This is a genomic window from Streptomyces prasinopilosus (assembly GCF_001419695.1).
Taxonomy (GTDB): Bacteria; Actinomycetota; Actinomycetes; order Streptomycetales; family Streptomycetaceae; genus Streptomyces; species Streptomyces prasinopilosus.
Genome location: NZ_LIRG01000315.1, coordinates 1 through 16,795, shown reverse-complemented (window position 1 = coordinate 16,795; position 16,795 = coordinate 1). Strand labels below are relative to the sequence as shown.

The window sequence follows — 16,795 nt, the reverse complement described above, 5'->3', positions numbered from 1 at the left end:
CCGCGAACGGCTCGCGGCGGTGGTCCACTCGGCTGCCGCCGCGAGCCGTTCGCGGGGGTCGTCGTGGACCGTGAGGGCGTGGTCGACACCGGCGAGGTAGCCGTCGGCCTCCCTGCGGACCAGGGCCCTCGCGAGCCCTTCCTTGCCGCCGAACTCGTTGTAGAGCGTCTGCCGGGACACTCCGGCCGTCGCGGCCACGTCCACCATCCGCACCGCGGACCACGGGCGGTGCGCGAGGGCCGCGTAAGCGGCGTCCAGCAGAGATTCCCGCGCTGCGGGCATCATCGCCTCCCTCGGGGTGGGCGAGCGGCTCTGCGCTTCAGGTTTGACGCGCCGCCGGGCACTGTCAAGGGTCCGTGCGGCGCGCGGGGCCCCGGTGCCCGCGCGGCGTGCGGCCCCGCGGCCCGCGCCCGGTCCGAAGGCCCCCTGTGGCCCCGGCCCCACCTCGGCGGATACGGTTCGGTGCATGCCCGACTACCTTGATGACCTGCGTCTCGCCCACGTCCTCGCGGACGCCGCCGACGCCGCGACGATGGACCGGTTCAAGGCCCTCGACCTCAAGGTGGAGACCAAACCCGACATGACGCCGGTGACCGAGGCGGACAAGGGCGCGGAGGACGTCGTCCGCGGCCACCTCCAGCGCGCCCGTCCGAGGGACGCGGTGCTCGGCGAGGAGTACGGGGTGGAGGGCACGGGCCCGCGGCGCTGGGTGATCGACCCGATCGACGGCACCAAGAACTACGTGCGCGGCGTTCCCGTCTGGGCCACGCTGATCTCCCTGATGGAGGCCGGCGAGGGGGGCTTCCAGCCCGTCGTCGGGCTCGTCTCGGCTCCCGCGCTCGGCCGCCGCTGGTGGGCGGCGAAGGGCCACGGCGCCTACAGCGGCCGCAGCCTGTCCTCGGCCTCCCGGCTCCAGGTCTCCCGGGTCTCCCGGCTCGCCGACGCCTCGTTCGCGTACTCCTCGCTCAGCGGCTGGGAGGGGCAGGGGCGCCTGGACGGCTTCCTGGATCTCACCCGCGAGGTGTGGCGCACGCGCGCGTACGGCGACTTCTGGCCGTACATGATGGTCGCCGAGGGGTCGGTCGACATGTGCGCCGAGCCGGAGCTGTCGCTGTGGGACATGGCCGCCCCCGCGATCGTCGTCACCGAGGCCGGCGGCAGTTTCACCGGACTCGACGGCCACCCCGGACCGCACAGCGGCAACGCGGCCGCCTCGAACGGCCTGCTGCACGACGAGCTGCTGGGCTACCTCAACCAGCGCTACTAGAGCCGCCGACGCTCACACCGCCGGGGCGGCCGCCGGCGCTCACGCGGTCGTCCCCCGCCGGGGCGCCCGGTGCCGTCGGCGTCCCCGGCGGCAGCGCCGCGGGCGTTCCAAGGCGTGCGAGGCCGGCGCGCGGAGCCCGCACGCGCCCTCGGCCCGCCGCACACGCCCTCTTGTTGACCCTGGCTTTACCTGCAACCCTGAGAGCCCGCCCACTTGTGAACTTGTGAAACCGTGAACCAGTGGACCGCACCGGTGTCCGACGGCACGGTTTCCGGTAGGAGGTGGCTCCATCCCATGCTCGTCCGCGACGCCATGACCACGGTGGTCCTCACCATCGGCCCCGCCCACACCCTCCGCCAGGCCGCCACCCTGATGTCCGCCCGCCGCGTCGGAGCGGCCGTGGTCCTCGACCCCGACGGCACCGGCATCGGCATCCTCACCGAACGGGACGTCCTCAACTCCCTGGGCCTGGGACAGGACCCGGACTCCGAGCGCGCCCACGCCCACACCACCACCGACGTCGTCTTCGCCGACCCGTCCTGGACGCTCGAGGACGCCGCCCACGCCATGACCCACGGCGGCTTCCGTCACCTGATCGTCCTGGAGCGGGGCGAGCCCGCGGGCATCGTCTCGGTGCGCGACATCATCCGCTGCTGGGTTCCCGCACGACGCCGGGCCGCCGCCCAGCACACCCCGGCGTGACCGCCGCGCCCGAAGCCCTCCGGCACACGAAACGGGCCGGACTCCCCGTGAGGGAGCCCGGCCCGTCGCCGCGACAAGCGGTCCAGCGCTGGAATCGGCCGCGAAGGGCCTGGACCGCGGCCTCCAGCCGCTTGCCGAAGTACTCGTCCGCCGGCGGACGTCTCCGCCCGCGCGCCCGGCCCGCACCGTTCCGGCCGGACGCACCCCTTGGCCGAAGTCACCTCCGACCCTACAATGGACAACGTCTAAGTCAAGCAAGGCTCCAAAGTCGCACTCGTTCGAACCTGTTTCCCGCTAGCTGTTAGGCTGATGTCCATGAGCGACCTTCTGGAACGACTGCGCGGACGTGGCTGGCGGATGACCGCGCAGCGTCGTGTGGTGGCCGAGGTCCTCGACGGCGATCACGTCCATCTGACGGCCGACGAGGTGCACGCCCGAGCCGTCACCAAGCTGCCCGAGATCTCCCGGGCCACCGTCTACAACACGCTGGGCGAACTGGTCACGATCGGCGAGGTCCTGGAAGTCTCCACGGACAAACGGGCCAAGCGCTACGACCCGAACGCCCACCAACCGCACCACCACCTGGTGTGCGGGCAGTGCGGCGCCATCCGTGACGTGCATCCGGTCGGCAACCCGCTGGCCGACCTCCCCGACACGGAGCGCTTCGGCTTCACGGTCTCGGACGTGGAGATGACGTACCGCGGTGTCTGCCCGAACTGCGCGAAGGCGTAGCGGCGGCACGCACCCCCTTTTTCCTGCGTGGCGGGGCCCCGGCGCCCTCGGTGCCGGGGCCCCGCCACGTGATGCCCGAACGCGCGGACCCGGAGGAGCACGGACCGGCAGGAGCACGGACCGGCAGGAGCACGGACGCACAGGTGGAGGCGCGCACAACGCGCCGAGGGCCGGAACCCTTTCGGATTCCGGCCCTCGGTCTTCAGTAGCGGGGACAGGATTTGAACCTGCGACCTCTGGGTTATGAGCCCAGCGAGCTACCGAGCTGCTCCACCCCGCGTCGATGAATGCAACGTTACGTCAAGAGGGCGGACGGAGGCAAATCCCTTCCGGGACGGCTCCCTCTCCGAGCGTCCGCACCCCCGCGCGGGCGCGGCGTCGTGACCGTCCGGCTCCGGCGCGGACGACGGTCACGCGGTCCGCGGTCACGCGGTCACGCAGTCACGCGGAGAGTTCCTCGCGGAGGGCGTCGCGCAGGCGGATCGCGCGCTCCGTCACCGCCGGCGGGCCCAGTGCCGCCGCGCGGTCGGCCCAGCCCTGGCCCTCGGCGAGTTCGCCCCGGCGCGCGTAGACCAGGGCGAGCCGCAGGGCGGCCCGCCCGTGCCCGGCATCGGCCGCACGGGTCCACCACACGGCCGCCTCGGGCTCGCTGCCCTCCCGGGCCAGCAGCAGGCCCAGGTTGAACGCGCCGTTGCGGGAGCCGGCCTCGGCCGCCTCGCGGTACCAGCGGGCCGCCTCGACCACGTCGCCACGGGCCGCGGCGAGCATGCCGACCCGCACCTGTGCGCGCCGGTGGCCCTGCAGGGCGGCGCGCTCGTACCACTCCTCGCACTCGCTGCGCCGGTTCACCGGCTCGCCCAGCTCGTGCGCCGGCTCCGGCGGACGGCGGGCGTCCAGCACGGCCGCCAGACGGTAGGCGGCCTCGGCGCTGCCGCCCCCCGCCGCGCACCGCAGGAACCGCTCCGCCTCGCCCTCGTCCCCGTCGCGCAGCCGGGCCATGCCGACCTGGAGCGCGGCCTCCGTGTGGCCGGCTCCCGCCGCCCGCTCGTACCAGCGCAGCGCGGCCGTCTCCTCGCCCCGGCCGGTGTACAGGATGCCGAGGTTGAAGGCGGCGTCCACGCTGCCCGCCTCCGCCGCCTTGGAGAACCAGGGTTCCGCGCCCTTCTCGTCGCCGGCCGTCAGCAGCAGGATCGCCAGCGCGTTGGCCGCCTCGCGGTGACCGGCGTAGGCGGCCCGGCGGTACCACTGTTCGGCGGGCGCGGTCCGGCCCTGTTCGGCGCAGAGCAGCCCGAGGTTGTACGCGCCGTTGACGTCGCCCGCGTCCATCGCCGCCCGGTACCAGCGTTCGGCGGTCTGGGTCTCGCCGCGTTCGGCGTGCAGGGCGCCCAGCGCGTTGGCGGCGTTGCCGTCGCCGTCCTGGGCCGCGCGCAGCCACCACACGGCGGCGTTCTCGGTGTCGCCGGCGTCGCGCAGCAGGAACCCGAGCGCGCAGGCGGCCCGGGCCTCCCCGTCCTTGGCGGACGTCAGGTACCAGCGGCCGGCCTCCTTGAGCTCGCCGCGCTTCTCCAGGATCGCGCCGAGGTGCAGCGCGGCCCTGCGGTGGCCCCGCGCGGCGGCCTGCCGGTACCACTGCTCGGCTTCCTCCACGAACGGGGCGGTGTCGTCGCCGGTCTCCCGTGCGGCCTTGCGGTCCAGCGTCCTCGCCAGCCGGTAGGCCGCTTCCCGGTGCCCTCGCTCGGCGGCCGCTCGTGTCCAGCGCTCGGCGCCGTCCGCGTCCCCGCGGTGTTCCAGCAGGTCGGCGAGTGCGTAGGCGCCCAGGGCGTGGCCCTGCTCGGCGGACTGGCGCAGCCAGTACTCGGCGGCGGGTTCGTCGCCGCGCTCGCGGTGGTGCCGGCCGAGCGCGTGCGCCGCCGGGGCCGACCCGGCGACGGCGGCGATCCGCCACCACCCCGCGGCCTCCTCCGGGTAGCCGCGCTGGAACAGGAGGACACCGAGGTTGTTGGCGGCGGCGCGGTCGCCCGCGGCGGTGGCGGCGCGCAGATGGGGTTCGGCTTCGGTGAGGTCGCCGCGGCGCAGCAGCATGGCACCGAGGACGCTCATCGCCTCGACGTCGCCGGCCTCGGCGGCGAGTCGCCGGCGCAGTTCCTCGGCCGCCTCGTCGGCGGCTTCCGCGGTCTCGTCGCGGGGTTCCCCCCATGGGGAGGGCTGCTCAATACGTCCTGTCTCGAACAGAGTTGTCCTGTCCCCCATAACATCCATCGTCGCACCACCTGCAACCTGGGTACACCTGGTATGCCGCAGTCAGTGAGGTCACTTCAGCGTTTTGTCGACATGCCCACAGAGAGACAAGTGAAACACAGATCCGCCAACTCCCGTCGCCGGCGCGGCCGTCACCTGTCCCGGTACATGCGTTCGCACACCACAAAGGCCCGGATTCCTTGAGGAATCCGGGCCTTTGCTGTCGCCGACTTCGCGACTTCAGTAGCGGGGACAGGATTTGAACCTGCGACCTCTGGGTTATGAGCCCAGCGAGCTACCGAGCTGCTCCACCCCGCGCCGTTGTGTGTAGAACCGTACCACGGCGCGGGGTGGGCCTTTGACCGGCCTGCTTGCTAGCCGCCCGGGCTCGGCTCGGGTCCGGGGCTGCTGTCCGACGCGCCCGAACCTCCTCCGCCGCCCCCGGGCTGGGCCTGCTCGGCCCTGCGCAAGGCCTCCTCGAGGTCCTTCTGCGCCTGGCCGTAGCCCTCCCAGTCGTTCTTCTGCAGGGCTTCCTGGCCGGCCTCGAAGGCTTCCTGGGCGTCGTCCAGGGCCTCCTGGACCGTCGGGTTGTCGGAGGCCGGCGGCTCGGTGGTGCCTCCGCCCTCGTCGGACCCCTCGTTCTCGCCCTCCGGCGGCTCGGTGGCCGTGCCCTCGGTTCCGAAGACCTTGTCGAGGGCCTGCTCCAGGGTGTCCTCGAAGGCGGTCTGGCCTCCGTAGGTCACCAGCACCTTCCGCAGCAGCGGGTACTTCAGTCCGCCACCGCGCACGTAGACCGGCTCCACGTAGAGCAGTCCGCCGTCGAGCGGGACGGCCAGCAGGTTGCCGTACTCCACTTCGGAGTCGCCGCCCCTCAGCAGCCTGATCGACTCCGCGATGTCCTGTTCGGAGTTGAACTGGCTCTGGACCTGCTTGGGTCCGGCGGCCGTGGTGCTCGTCGGCAGCTTCAGGACCCTGATCTTGCCGTACCCCTCACTGCCCGCCTCGGCGTCGACCGCCATGAACGCGCTGAGGTTGTCACGGCCGTTCGGAGTGAACGTCGTGGTGAGCGAGAAGGCCTGTTCCTTCTGGTCGGGCATCTTCATGCTCTGGTAGTACGGCGGCACCGCGTCGCCCGTCTTGTTCGTCGGGTCGTCCGGCACCTGCCACACCTCGCTGCCGCTGAGGAACGTGGTGGCGTCCTTCACGTGGTAGCGGGTCAGCAGTTCGCGCTGCACCTTGAACAGGTCCTGCGGGTACCGCAGATGGTCCATCAGAGCGCCGGAGATCTCGCTCTTCGGCTCCACCGTGCCCGGGAACGCCTTCATCCACGTCTTCAGGACGGGGTCCTGGCTGTCCCACTGGTAGAGCTTGACCTTGCCGTCGTACGCGTCGACGGTCGCCTTCACCGAGTTGCGGATGTAGTTGACCCGGTTCTCCTGGGCCACCACCGCGCGGTTGTCGTTGGTGGCGGTCAGCGAGTCGGCCGTGGTGTCGCCGAGCGTCGTCCGCGACGCGTACGGGTAGCCGTTGCTGGTCGTGTAGGCGTCGACGATCCACTGGATCCGCCCGTCCACCACCGCGGGGTAGGCGTCGCCGTCGATGGTCAGCCACGGGGCGACCGCCTCGACGCGCTCCTTGGGGGTGCGGTTGTACAGGATCCGCGAACCCTCGCCGATGGCACCGGAGTACAGGATCTGCGGCTCGCTGAACGCCGCGGCGTAGGCGGCCCGGTTGATCGGGTTGGCGAGGTTGACCCCGCTGTCGCCCTGGTAACTGGTCGTCTTCTCGCCGCTGTCGTCGGAGTAGTCGATCTCCTTCTGGGGACCGCCGACGATCGAGTACGTCGTCGTCCGCTCGCCGTAGTAGACGCGCTGCTCGTACGTACCGAGGTCGCCCTTGGACGGCAGGTCGGACTCGGTGAACACCGGACGGCCGTCGTCGGCACTGGTGCCCTTGGCGGCGACGGCACCGTACCCGTGGGTGTACCGGAAGTGGTCGTTGATCCAGTTCCGCTTGGGGATGCCGTTGAGGTTGATCTCGCGCAGACCGATGACGGTGTCCTGCTCCGCGCCGGTCTTGGGGTCGGGATAGCGGTCCACGTCCAGGTTGGTCGGGAACGCGTAGTAGTTCCTGATCTGCTGGAGCTGCTGGAACGTCGGCGAGACGATGTTCGGGTCCATGATCCGGATGCTCGCCGTCTCGGAGACCTGGTCCCGGAGCTTGGTCTTGTCCTTGGTCTGGCTGGTCCCCGGGTAGTCGTCGACCTGGGCGTCGTCGATGCCGTAGGCCTCGCGCGTCGCCTTGAGGTTCTTCTCGACGTACGGCGCCTCCTTGGCCTGCTCGTTCGGCTGGACCTGGAACTTCTGCACGATCGCCGGGTACAGGCCGCCGATGAGGATCGCCGACAGCACCATCAGGCCGAAGCCGATCACGGGCAGCTGCCAGGTGCGCCGCCACAGGGTGGCGAAGAACAGCAGCGCGCAGATGACGGCGATGCAGAACAGGATCGTCTTCGCCGGCAGGTAGGCGTTGGCGTCGACGTACCGCAGACCGGTCCAGTTGTCGGTCGCCTTGAAGTCACTGGACTTGACCGCCAGGCCGTACCGGTCGAGCCAGTACGCGACCGCCTTCAGCGTGACGAAGACGCCGAGCAGCACCGACAGGTGCCCGGTGGCCGCGGCCGTGGCGCGCGCCCCGGGGCTGGTGACCCGCAGGCCGCCGTACAGGTAGTGGGTGAGCGCGGCGGCGATCAGCGACAGGACGGTGGCCGCGAAGCCGAACCCGAGCAGGAACCGGTACCAGGGCAGGTCGAAGGCGTAGAACGCGACGTCCAGCTTGAACTGCGGGTCCTTCTGCCCGAACGGCACTCCGTTGACCCACATCAGCCAGGTGCGCCACTGGCCCGAGGCCGAGGCGCCGGCGATCAGCCCCAGCAGCGCGGTGATGCCGAGGAGCAGCCACTTCTTGTACGGGGCGATGCTCATCCGGTACCGGTCGAGGTTCTGCTGCTCCATCGACATGGCGCTCAGCGGCGGCCTCATCCGGTGGGCCAGCCAGACGTTGAAGCCGACCGCGAGGGCCATCAGCAGACCGAAGACGAAGAAGAGCCCGATCTTGGTCCACAGGGTCGTCGTGAACACCGACGAGTAGTCGACCGAGCGGTACCACAGCCAGTCGGTCCAGAACCCCGCGAACATGGTGAACACCATGAGGAGGACGGCCAGGACGCCCAGTGTCATGAGCAGGGTCCGGGCCCGCCGGGACGGGCGGCCCACTCTCATCCGTGGCCCTGTCGGGCCTCCGCCACGGTCCGGCATCTGGAAAGCCAAGGTAGGCACCTCGAAGTTCGGCGTCGATTCGTCAGGTCCGCGAGTTCGTGGACCGTGCGCGGGCCCCCTTGTTCACGGGCCCACACCTATGCAACTTACTCACCCTTTACTCGGTTCCCGATTTCGGCCCTCAACGAGAGAGGATTGTGACCATGTCCAACACACCCATGGCGGCCAGCCCGCTCACCCGGGCCGTGCTCGAGATCGACGAGTACGTCTCCGGCCTCGGCTGGGACCAGCCCGCCCGCCTCTTCGCCCTCGTAGACACCGCACGGCTGCGTGCCGAGCAGCCCTCCCTCGCGGACCGGCTCGGTCCGGGCGACGAGCAGGAGACGACGGCCTTCACCCCGATCGAGCAGGACGCCATTCCAACGGGCAAACCGCTCGACGAGTTCCTGGGCACCATCGCCTGGCCCGACTCGGTGGCCGGCTGCGCCCTGACCGTGGAGCGCCTGATGCTGCCGCCGTCCGCGGAGGCCCAGGTTCCGCAGGATCTGGACGAGGCCGCGCTGGCGGCGTGGGTGGCGGGGCACCCGGAGCGCCAGGAGGTCCGCATGACGGTCGCGGTGCTGCGCGACGGTGCCCGCGACTCCGCCCTGCGGCTGCGGGCGAAGGACTCACCGACGGAGGTCCTCACCGGTTCCGCCCTGGTCCCGGGTCTGGCGGAGGCCCTGACGGCGACGTTCGAGGCGTAGCCCCCGAAGGCCGCGGGGAGCGGTCCGCCCGGTCAGGAGGCCGTGCACGTCGGCAGGTCGGCGGTGTCGCCGGAGTCGAGGTCCTTCAGGGCGCCGAGCGCGTCGCGGATGGTGTCCACCTTGATGAGCGTGAGGCCCTCGGGGGTGTCCGCGGCGGCGGCCGCGCAGTTGTCGGCGGGTGTGAGGAAGTACTCGGCGCCCTTGGCGCGCGCGCCGACCGTCTTCATCTCGATCCCGCCGATCGGCCCGACCTTGCCGTCGTCGTCGATGGTGCCGGTGCCGGCGACGAACCTGCCGCCGGTCAGGCTGCCCGGGGTGAGCTTGTCGTAGATGCCGAGCGCGAACATCAGGCCGGCGCTCGGCCCGCCGACGTCGGCGAGCTCGATGTCGATGGTGAACGGGAAGGTGTGGTCGGTTCCGGCGGCGATCCCGACGACGGCGCGTTCGTCCCCGGCGTCGTCGGAGGCCCGGGTGGTGATCGTGATCTTCTCGGTCCGCTTCGGTGCCCGGTTCTCCTTCTCGGCGGCGGCCTGCTCCTTGGCGGGCACGATCGTGAAGTCGACGTCCTCGCCGGGCTTGTGCCTGGTCACCAGCTCGGCGACGTCGGCCGGCTCGCGCACCGCGCTGCCGTCGACGCTCTTGATCACGTCACCGGCGTGCAGTTTGCCCTCGGCGGGCGAGTCCTTGACGACCGTGGAGACGATCACCCAGGACTTCACCGGGACGTCGAGTTCCTTCAGGGCCGCGACCTTGGCACTCTCCTGGGACTGGCTGAACTCCTCGGCGTTCTCCTGGGTGGACTGCTCCTCCGTCTTGCCGTCGGGGTAGAGCGTGTCGTGCGGCACGACCTTGTTGTCGTGCGCGAGCCACCCGTAGACGGCCTCGACCAGGTTCATCCGGTAGTCGGCACTCGTGACCCGCACCGTGGTCATGTTGAGGTGGCCGTCGGTCGGGTAGGTCTCGCGCCCGTCGATCCGCAGCACCGGCTCGCCCTCGTGGTCACCCAGAGTGTTCACCGTCGGCCCCGGGGACATCTCCGCGTACGGCACGGGAATGAACACACCCGCGCACAGAAGCACGATCAGCATGAGGGTGGAGGCGAGCATCGTCGCGGTGCGGCGTGGCATGCACCGACAGTACGGGACAGGCCTGTCAGCGCACTGTCAGGGCCGCCCGTCCGAGCAGCCCTGACCTCGTCCTGCACCGGTGACCTGCGGCTTCCGCCCTACGGCCGGAGTTCTTCCTCCGCCGGCCGGGACCTCTCCATGGCCTCGCGGAACCGGGCGTATCCGATGAGCTCGGGGCCGTCACTGCGCGCCCGGCGGGTCCGGCCGGCCCAACTGCCCCACAGTCCCGCGCCGACCGCGGCCACAAACGGAATCAGCAACCAGGCGAGTGCCGCCATGCCGGCCTCCCATCCCCATGAGCGTCCGCGACTGACTGATCAGCAGATTAACCATCCGCAGTGACCACGCTCATACCCGGGGTGCGGTTGCGCAAGCGGAGTGGAGCGGGGAACGGACGTCCGGGAACGGGACCGGCGGACGGATCCCGGCAGCACCGGGCCCCCGACGACGACGCCGCTACGCGCCGACCCACTCTTCCGTACCGTCGGAGAACCTCTGGTGCTTCCAGATGGGCACCTCGTGCTTGAGGTCGTCGATCAGCTTCCGGCAGGCCTCGAAGGCCTCGCCCCGGTGCGCGCACGAGACGCCGACGACGACGGCGAGGTCCCCGACCTCGAGGTCCCCCACCCGGTGCACGGCCGCCAGCGCCCGTACGGGGTACTCGGCGACGATCTTCCCGGCGATCCGCCGCATCTCGTCCTCGGCACTCGGGTGACACGAATACCCCAGCTCGTCGACATCGGTCCCGTCGTCGTGATTGCGCACGGTTCCCACGAACAGTGCCGTACCGCCGGCCGCGTCGTCGCCGACGGCCCGGAAGACCTCGTCCACGGACAGCGGCGCGTCCCGGATCGCGATCAGCTTGACCGGGTCCTGCGCGGCCTGCTCGCCGGGGTGATCGTTCGTGGATGCCATGCCCTCCATCGTGCCCCACCGGCCCGACGGCACGGAAGCACCCTCAGGGGCTCCGCGCGGGCCCGCCGCCGGAGGATCCGCCCCTCCTCAGATCCGCCGCCGGGCCTTCCGCGCCCGCCGCACCACCGCGGCCGCGCCCAGCAGGGCCACGGTCGCTCCCGCGGCACCCGCCGCCGTCGCGTCCTTGCGCCCGAGCCGCCGTCCGGCGACCGTGTGCCGGCCGGAGACCTCCTCCAGGAGCTCGGCCAGCACCTGCTCGTTGGTGTGGGCGGGCCGCCACCCGGCGTCGTGCAACCTGCTCCCGCTGACCACCCAGGGATACATCGTGTACGCCAGGTCCCCGGCCGGGGAGGGAGTGAGTCCGATCCGGTGCAGCCGGGCCGCCGCGCCCAGCGCGACCGCCGACGGCAGCTCCATCCGCCGGATCCCGCTGAGCTCCTCGACCTCCTCCTGCTCCAGCCATCCGTCGCATCCGACGGCCAGCTCCCCGTCGACCTCCTCCCGGACCGCGTACTCCAGGGCACTGCACAGATCCTCGACGTGGCAGAACTGCCACGCGGGCCGCGACCCGGCCACCACGAGCAGCCGGGGTGACTCGAAGTACCTGGTCAGCGCGGTGTCGGTGCCGCCGACGAGGACGGCGGGCCGTACGACCGTGACATTGAGCCCGGGATGCGCGCGGGGCGCCCTGCGCGCGAGCCGCTCGATCTCCAGGAGGTCGCCCACGCCGGTGGCCTCGGCGGTGGCCCTCAGCTCCGCGTCCTCGGACAGCGGCAGCTCGTTGTCCGGGAGGGCCCCGTAGACCATCGTCGAGGTGCACAGCACGACCCGGCGCACTCCGGCCGCCGCGGCGGCGGTCAGCACGGTCTGCGTCCCGCGGACGTTGTAGGCCGTCCGGGCGACGGGGTCGCCCTCCAGGTCGAGGTCGAGCGCCAGGTGCACCACGACGTCGGCACCGCGCAGCCGTTCCGCGATGGCCGGGTCCCGCACGTCCAGGATGTGCCACTGCGCCTCGGCGCAGTCACCGCGGCGCTCGTCGATGGCGATGACCTGCCTGATCTCCTCCGAGGCGGCGAGCCGCTCGGTGAGCAGCGCTCCGACTCCGGAGGCGGCGCCGGTGACCGCGACGACGGGCCCTCGCGCGGGCGACGAGCGGATTGGCCGGTTTCGCGCTGCGCGAACCTGTGGATCTGGGGAACTCACCGGGCGTCTCCAGCGGTTGTCTTCAGTACGAGCGCATGCGAGGCATGCGTACCAGGTGGCATCCATCCTGCCGCAGGCCTTCTGTCGGCGAAGCATCGAGGCTCGAACCGTTTCAGGTGTCTACGCTGGGTGGTGTTGTCGGGCAGCCGTGCCGCCGGAGAGAACCGGTGGCCCTATCAGCCGAGGAATCCCGTGAGTGACACCCCATTCGGATTCGGCCTTCCGCCGGAGGAGCCGGACGACGGCGACGAGGGCAAGAAGAAGGACCAGCAGAGCGGTGGTGGTCAGGACCCGGCCAACCCGTTCGGTTTCGGCATGCCCGGAGCCGGCGGCTTCGGCGCTCCCGGCGCGGACAATCCGTTCGCCGCGATGTTCGGTTCCCTGAACCCCAACGACCTGGGGGCCGCGTTCCAGCAGCTCGGCCAGATGCTGTCCTACGAGGGCGGTCCGGTGAACTGGGACATGGCCAAACAGATCGCCCGCCAGACGGTGTCCCAGGGCACCGCCGACGGCACGAAGGACGCGAGCGTCGGCCCCGCCGAGCGCAGGGCCGTGGACGAGGCCGTCCGGCTGGCCGACCTGTGGCTGGACGACGCCACCTCGCTGCCGTCCGGTGCGGCCTCCTCGGTGGCCTGGAGCCGCGCGGAGTGGGTCGAGGCGACGCTTCCGGCGTGGAAGGAACTCGTCGACCCGGTCGCCGAGCGCGTCGGCGCCGCGATGGGCGACGTGCTGCCGGAGGAGATGCAGGCCATGGCGGGCCCGCTGATCGGCATGATGCGCTCGATGGGCGGCGCCATGTTCGGTACGCAGATCGGCCAGGCGGTCGGCGTGCTGGCCGGTGAGGTCGTCGGCTCCACCGACATCGGCCTGCCGCTCGGCCCGGCCGGCAAGGCCGCGCTGCTGCCGGTGAACATCGCCTCGTTCGGCAAGGACCTGGGCGTCCCGCAGGAGGAGGTGCGGCTGTACCTCGCCCTGCGGGAGGCCGCCCACCAGCGCCTGTTCGCCCACGTGCCGTGGCTGCGCTCGCACCTGTTCGGCGCGGTCGACGGCTACGCGCGCGGCATCAAGGTCGACACCTCCAAGCTGGAGGACGTCGTCGGCCAGTTCGACCCGCAGAACCCGGAGCAGCTGCAGGAGGCCCTTCAGCAGGGCATGTTCCAGCCGGAGGACACCCCTCAGCAGAAGGCGGCCCTGGCCCGTCTCGAGACGGCGCTGGCCCTCGTCGAGGGCTGGGTGGACGCCGTGGTGCACGCGGCGGCGAAGCCCCGCCTGTCGTCGGCGGACGCGCTGCGCGAGACGCTGCGCCGCCGGCGCGCCTCGGGCGGTCCCGCGGAGCAGACGTTCGCCACGCTGATCGGTCTGGAGCTGCGCCCGCGCCGGCTGCGCGACGCCTCGCGGCTGTGGGCCTCGCTCACGGACGCGCGCGGCGTCGACGGGCGGGACGCCCTGTGGGCCCACCCGGACATGCTGCCCACGGCCACCGACCTGGACGACCCGGACGGCTTCGTGCACCGTGAGCAGATCGACTTCTCCGAGCTGGACAAGATGCTCGGCGAGGCGGCCGGCAAGCACGACCTCGGCAAGCGGAGCGAGGGCGAGGACGCCACCGGGGACGGCGGCGGAAGGAGCGACGGCGGCGAGGACGACGACCGCAAGGGTGACGGCGCCGAGTGAGCCTGTACGACGACGCGGTTCTCGTGCTCAAGGGGTACGGGGACCAGCCGGAGCTGCGCCAGGCCTACCTGGACCATCTCGCCGCGCACCCGGACGGCGTGTGGAAGGCCTGTCACGCGGGTCACCTCACCGCCAGCGCCCTGGTGGTCGACCCGGAGCGCGGCCGGGTGCTGCTGACCCTGCACCGGAAGCTGCGGATGTGGCTGCAGATGGGCGGTCACTGCGAGCCGGGCGACCCGTCGCTGTCGGCGGCGGCCCTGCGGGAGGCCACCGAGGAGTCGGGCATCGCGGGACTGGCCCTCCTGGCGGGCGGACCGGTGCGCCTGGACCGGCACCCGATCCCCTCCCCCTGCCACTGGCACTTCGACGTCCAGTACGCGGCCGTGGCCGCTCCCGGCGTCGCGCACGCCATCAGCGACGAGTCGCTCGACCTGCGCTGGTTCCCGTACGACGAGGTGGCGGAGGTGGCGGACGCCTCGGTCGTCCGCATGCTGGAGGCGACCCTGACACGTCTGGACGCCTGATCCGCGGACAGCCGGCCGGCACCGCGTTCCACGGACACGGGGAGCGGGCCGGCACCCGGCTGCTGCGCGGACACGGGTGAGGGCGACCGCCGGGCGGTCGCCCTCACCCGTGGTGCCCGCCTCACCCGTGGTGTCCGCGGACGCCGCTCAGCTCCAGACGTTGCCCTGGTTCTGTCCGCGGGCGCCCTGCTGCCCCACGCCGTACTGCGCGGCGATGCCGGAACCGATCTGGGCGTTCTGCGGCGGCAGCAGCTCGCTGGGCTGGACGAGCACGAAGCCGCTGCCCATGAAACTGAGCTCCCAGCCCTCGCCGGTGTTGCCGCGGCGCCGCCACACCCCGGAGGAGTGCGTCTGGGCCTGCAGCTGCACGCGCAGCCCCGTGGACCAGGCGACGATCGCGTCGGCGTCGCAGTTGACGTACGTGTCCGGCGTCACCTGCATCAGCAACGGCATGCCGGAGGTCATCAGGGCGACCTTGCCCTGACCGGTGATGTTGAGCTGGTACTTCCCCGAGCCGGAGATGCCGTACAGGCTGTCGACGGCGACGACCTCGTGGTGCAGCGAGGAGTCCATGGCGAGCACGTAGCTGCTGTCGACGGTCAGCCCCTCGTGGTCCACGTCCATGAGGTGGAGGTGCTGGGCGAGGTTGGCGAGGTAGACCGTGCCCTGCCCGTGGCAGCGCATCAGGTCCAGTCCCTCCCCGGTGCGCGAACGGCTGCGTGCCTGGGCGCGGCTGCGGTACTCGGCGTCGAACTCGACGAGTCCCTGGTAGGCGATCATGCTGCCCTTGCGGGCGAGGATGTCGTCGTGCCCTCCCAGGGCGATCCGGAGCATCTGCTTGTTCTGCAGGCTCCAGCGTTCCTGGGTCTGCTGGTCGTTGAAGGCGAAAAGCGGGCTCTGCATGGTGTGGTTGCTCCCCCTCAGCCCCGGACCCGGAGACGGTCGGTGCTGTCCTCACTGGGCTGGACGACGACGATGCCCTGACCGGAGAACGCCATCTGGTAGGCCTCGCCGCTGCCGCGGCCGATCAGCGACTGCGCCCGGAAGCTGCGCTTGCCCTTCACCTTGAGGTTCGGGGACCAGGCGACCAGGGCGTCCGGGTCGACGTACGTCTCGTCCTCGCCGCCGCCGCAGTCGACGACGATCGGCTCGCCCCGGGAGGTCAGCGCGACCCATCCCTGGCCGGAGATCCTGGTGTTCCACAGGCCCTGGCCGGCGAACTTCGCCAGGCCCTTCACCCGCTCCACGCCCCAGCTCAGGCCGGCGTCGAAGGCGAGCAGGTTGGTGGCGTTGACGGAGATGCCCTCGCCGTCGAGGTTGAGCACGACGACGTTCGCCCCGTAGTCGGCGAGGTAGAGCAGGCCGTCGCCGGAGCACTTCATCAGCGGGGCGCCCTCCCCGGTGGCCCAGTCCCGGGCGATCTGGCGCACGGCCGGCGGGTTGGGCTCGTACTGGATGAACCCTTCGTAGGCGATCATCGACCCGACGCGTGCGAGGAGGTCGTTCCCGGTCTGCAGGGCGACCTTGAGCATGTGGTCGCCGTGGTTCTCCATGCGCGCGGTGACCGGTGCGGGGGCGTAGCCCGCGAGCGGCTGGTTCATGACGGGCTCCCTCAGATCTCGTACGGCTGGACGACGATGAAGTTGCCGGGCGCGCCCCGGAACTGGAGGTTGACGCTCTCCCCGGTGTCGCCGGGGTAGGAGTTGCGGCGCATCCGGACCTGGCTGGAGACGATCACCTGGGAGGCGGCCGACCAGGCGACCACGGCGTTGGCGTCGGCGAACGTGGTGGGTGTCACCGGCAGGACCACGGGCACCCCGTGCGTCTTGACGACGAGGGTGCCGGTGCCCTGGAACTGCATCGTGAACAGGGCACCGCCGGGGATGCCGTGTCCCTCGATGCGGCGGACCTCGTACTGGAGGCCCTCGTCGAAGGCGAGGACGCTCTCGGCGGAGACGCACACGGCGTCGCCCTGGAGCTCGATCGGGTGCAGCATCGTGGCGTCCTCGGCGAAGAACACCTGGCCCTGGCCCGTGCAGCGCATCAGCTGCATCTCCTGGCCGGTCGCGTTGCCGACGATCCGGCCGCTGAACCCGGCGCCCTTGTAGCTGAAGTCGACCTTGCCCTGGTAGAGCACCATGCTGCCCTGGCGGGCCAGCACGGGCTGTCCGTCCGTGCCGAGGTCGGCGCGGACCAGCTTCGGGTTCTGCAGGGTCCAGCGCTGTCCGGTGGGCGTCTCCTTGAACATCTGGAGCGCACCGAGCACGCCCGGGGCCCGCGGTGCTCCCTGGGGCGCGCCCTGCGGTGCCCCGTAAGGAGCCTGCTGGACCGGCACCTGTCCGGGAGCCGTCTGGCCGGGGTACGGCGGCCCGCCGTACCCCGGCCAGAC

General features: G+C 71.5%; 16 protein-coding genes and 2 tRNA genes. 6 read left to right on the top strand and 12 right to left on the bottom strand.

Features of this window, described 5'->3' with window-relative positions; genetic code table 11:
* On the bottom strand, positions 1–285 hold a 285-nt coding region (locus tag AOK18_RS14215; protein WP_157865098.1), incomplete at its 3' end, for a TetR/AcrR family transcriptional regulator.
* Between the two features lie 181 nt (positions 286–466).
* Here AOK18_RS14215 and hisN point away from each other — a divergent pair.
* The 3 genes from hisN to AOK18_RS14200 all read left to right on the top strand — a co-directional run bounded on the left by hisN (position 467) and on the right by AOK18_RS14200 (position 2,701).
* On the top strand, positions 467–1,267 hold the full coding sequence (gene hisN, locus AOK18_RS14210; protein ID WP_055571352.1) for a histidinol-phosphatase: 801 nt from the start codon (positions 467–469) through the stop codon (positions 1,265–1,267).
* Positions 1,268–1,561: 294 nt separating this feature from the next.
* A complete protein-coding gene (locus tag AOK18_RS14205; protein WP_055694589.1) occupies positions 1,562–1,969 on the top strand; it encodes a CBS domain-containing protein in 408 nt (135 codons plus the stop codon).
* A gap of 315 nt (positions 1,970–2,284) precedes the next feature.
* Positions 2,285–2,701 carry a Fur family transcriptional regulator gene (locus AOK18_RS14200; protein WP_055571350.1) on the top strand — a complete coding sequence of 139 codons (417 nt, stop codon included), beginning with the start codon at positions 2,285–2,287 and terminating at the stop codon, positions 2,699–2,701.
* 206 nt (positions 2,702–2,907) lie between these two features.
* On the opposite strand, the gene AOK18_RS14195 is transcribed toward AOK18_RS14200, so the two are convergent.
* From AOK18_RS14195 to AOK18_RS14180, 4 genes are all read right to left on the bottom strand, one after another.
* Positions 2,908–2,981, bottom strand: a tRNA-Met gene (locus tag AOK18_RS14195).
* Positions 2,982–3,142: 161 nt separating this feature from the next.
* On the bottom strand, positions 3,143–4,960 hold the full coding sequence (locus tag AOK18_RS14190) for a tetratricopeptide repeat protein (protein WP_206281543.1): 1,818 nt from the start codon (positions 4,958–4,960) through the stop codon (positions 3,143–3,145).
* A gap of 223 nt (positions 4,961–5,183) precedes the next feature.
* Positions 5,184–5,257, bottom strand: a tRNA-Met gene (locus tag AOK18_RS14185).
* A 56-nt stretch (positions 5,258–5,313) separates the two neighbouring features.
* Positions 5,314–8,256 (bottom strand): UPF0182 family membrane protein, encoded by a 2,943-nt coding sequence (locus tag AOK18_RS14180; RefSeq protein WP_240503180.1) that lies wholly within the window; start codon positions 8,254–8,256, stop codon positions 5,314–5,316.
* A 164-nt stretch (positions 8,257–8,420) separates the two neighbouring features.
* Between AOK18_RS14180 and AOK18_RS14175 the strand changes: the two genes are divergently transcribed.
* Complete coding sequence (locus AOK18_RS14175) at positions 8,421–8,963, top strand: PPA1309 family protein (protein ID WP_055694587.1); 543 nt, start codon at positions 8,421–8,423, stop codon at positions 8,961–8,963.
* A gap of 32 nt (positions 8,964–8,995) precedes the next feature.
* Here the strand turns inward: AOK18_RS14175 and AOK18_RS14170 are convergent, their stop codons facing one another.
* The 4 genes from AOK18_RS14170 to AOK18_RS14155 form a co-directional block, all read right to left on the bottom strand.
* Entirely contained in the window at positions 8,996–10,090 is a 1,095-nt protein-coding gene (locus AOK18_RS14170; protein WP_055574132.1) for a YlbL family protein, read from the bottom strand.
* Positions 10,091–10,188: 98 nt separating this feature from the next.
* A complete protein-coding gene (locus AOK18_RS14165; RefSeq protein ID WP_055574133.1) occupies positions 10,189–10,368 on the bottom strand; it encodes a hypothetical protein in 180 nt (59 codons plus the stop codon).
* A 178-nt stretch (positions 10,369–10,546) separates the two neighbouring features.
* Positions 10,547–11,005 (bottom strand): molybdenum cofactor biosynthesis protein MoaE, encoded by a 459-nt coding sequence (locus AOK18_RS14160; RefSeq protein ID WP_055570436.1) that lies wholly within the window; start codon positions 11,003–11,005, stop codon positions 10,547–10,549.
* Positions 11,006–11,092: 87 nt separating this feature from the next.
* Positions 11,093–12,208 carry an SDR family oxidoreductase gene (locus AOK18_RS14155; RefSeq protein WP_055694586.1) on the bottom strand — a complete coding sequence of 372 codons (1,116 nt, stop codon included), beginning with the start codon at positions 12,206–12,208 and terminating at the stop codon, positions 11,093–11,095.
* 192 nt (positions 12,209–12,400) lie between these two features.
* Between AOK18_RS14155 and AOK18_RS14150 the strand changes: the two genes are divergently transcribed.
* Both AOK18_RS14150 and AOK18_RS14145 read left to right on the top strand, forming a co-directional pair.
* A complete protein-coding gene (locus AOK18_RS14150) occupies positions 12,401–13,882 on the top strand; it encodes a zinc-dependent metalloprotease (protein ID WP_055694585.1) in 1,482 nt (493 codons plus the stop codon).
* Positions 13,879–14,406, top strand: coding sequence for an NUDIX hydrolase (locus AOK18_RS14145; protein WP_055694584.1), 528 nt, complete (start codon positions 13,879–13,881; stop codon positions 14,404–14,406). Before AOK18_RS14150 ends, AOK18_RS14145 begins: the two co-directional genes overlap by 4 nt.
* A 147-nt stretch (positions 14,407–14,553) precedes the next feature.
* Here AOK18_RS14145 and AOK18_RS14140 read toward each other — a convergent pair whose 3' ends face one another.
* The 3 genes from AOK18_RS14140 to AOK18_RS14130 form a co-directional block, all read right to left on the bottom strand.
* Positions 14,554–15,309: an AIM24 family protein gene (locus tag AOK18_RS14140; RefSeq protein ID WP_055694583.1), complete on the bottom strand. Its 756-nt coding sequence runs from the start codon at positions 15,307–15,309 to the stop codon at positions 14,554–14,556.
* 17 nt (positions 15,310–15,326) lie between these two features.
* Positions 15,327–16,007: an AIM24 family protein gene (locus AOK18_RS14135; RefSeq protein WP_055570435.1), complete on the bottom strand. Its 681-nt coding sequence runs from the start codon at positions 16,005–16,007 to the stop codon at positions 15,327–15,329.
* A gap of 11 nt (positions 16,008–16,018) precedes the next feature.
* On the bottom strand, positions 16,019–16,795 hold a 777-nt coding region (locus AOK18_RS14130), incomplete at its 5' end, for an AIM24 family protein (protein WP_167738690.1).

Excerpts from the sequence above, each read along its gene's own strand:
- hisN (WP_055571352.1), top strand. The coding sequence starts at position 467 with ATGCCCGACTACCTTGATGACCTGCGTCTCGCCCACGTCCTCGCGGAC.
- AOK18_RS14205 (WP_055694589.1), top strand. The coding sequence starts at position 1,562 with ATGCTCGTCCGCGACGCCATGACCACGGTGGTCCTCACCATCGGCCCC.
- AOK18_RS14200 (WP_055571350.1), top strand. The coding sequence starts at position 2,285 with ATGAGCGACCTTCTGGAACGACTGCGCGGACGTGGCTGGCGGATGACC.
- AOK18_RS14190 (WP_206281543.1), bottom strand. The coding sequence starts at position 4,960 with ATGGATGTTATGGGGGACAGGACAACTCTGTTCGAGACAGGACGTATT.
- AOK18_RS14180 (WP_240503180.1), bottom strand. The coding sequence starts at position 8,256 with ATGCCGGACCGTGGCGGAGGCCCGACAGGGCCACGGATGAGAGTGGGC.
- AOK18_RS14175 (WP_055694587.1), top strand. The coding sequence starts at position 8,421 with ATGTCCAACACACCCATGGCGGCCAGCCCGCTCACCCGGGCCGTGCTC.
- AOK18_RS14170 (WP_055574132.1), bottom strand. The coding sequence starts at position 10,090 with ATGCCACGCCGCACCGCGACGATGCTCGCCTCCACCCTCATGCTGATC.
- AOK18_RS14165 (WP_055574133.1), bottom strand. The coding sequence starts at position 10,368 with ATGGCGGCACTCGCCTGGTTGCTGATTCCGTTTGTGGCCGCGGTCGGC.
- AOK18_RS14160 (WP_055570436.1), bottom strand. The coding sequence starts at position 11,005 with ATGGCATCCACGAACGATCACCCCGGCGAGCAGGCCGCGCAGGACCCG.
- AOK18_RS14140 (WP_055694583.1), bottom strand. The coding sequence starts at position 15,309 with ATGCAGAGCCCGCTTTTCGCCTTCAACGACCAGCAGACCCAGGAACGC.
- AOK18_RS14135 (WP_055570435.1), bottom strand. The coding sequence starts at position 16,007 with ATGAACCAGCCGCTCGCGGGCTACGCCCCCGCACCGGTCACCGCGCGC.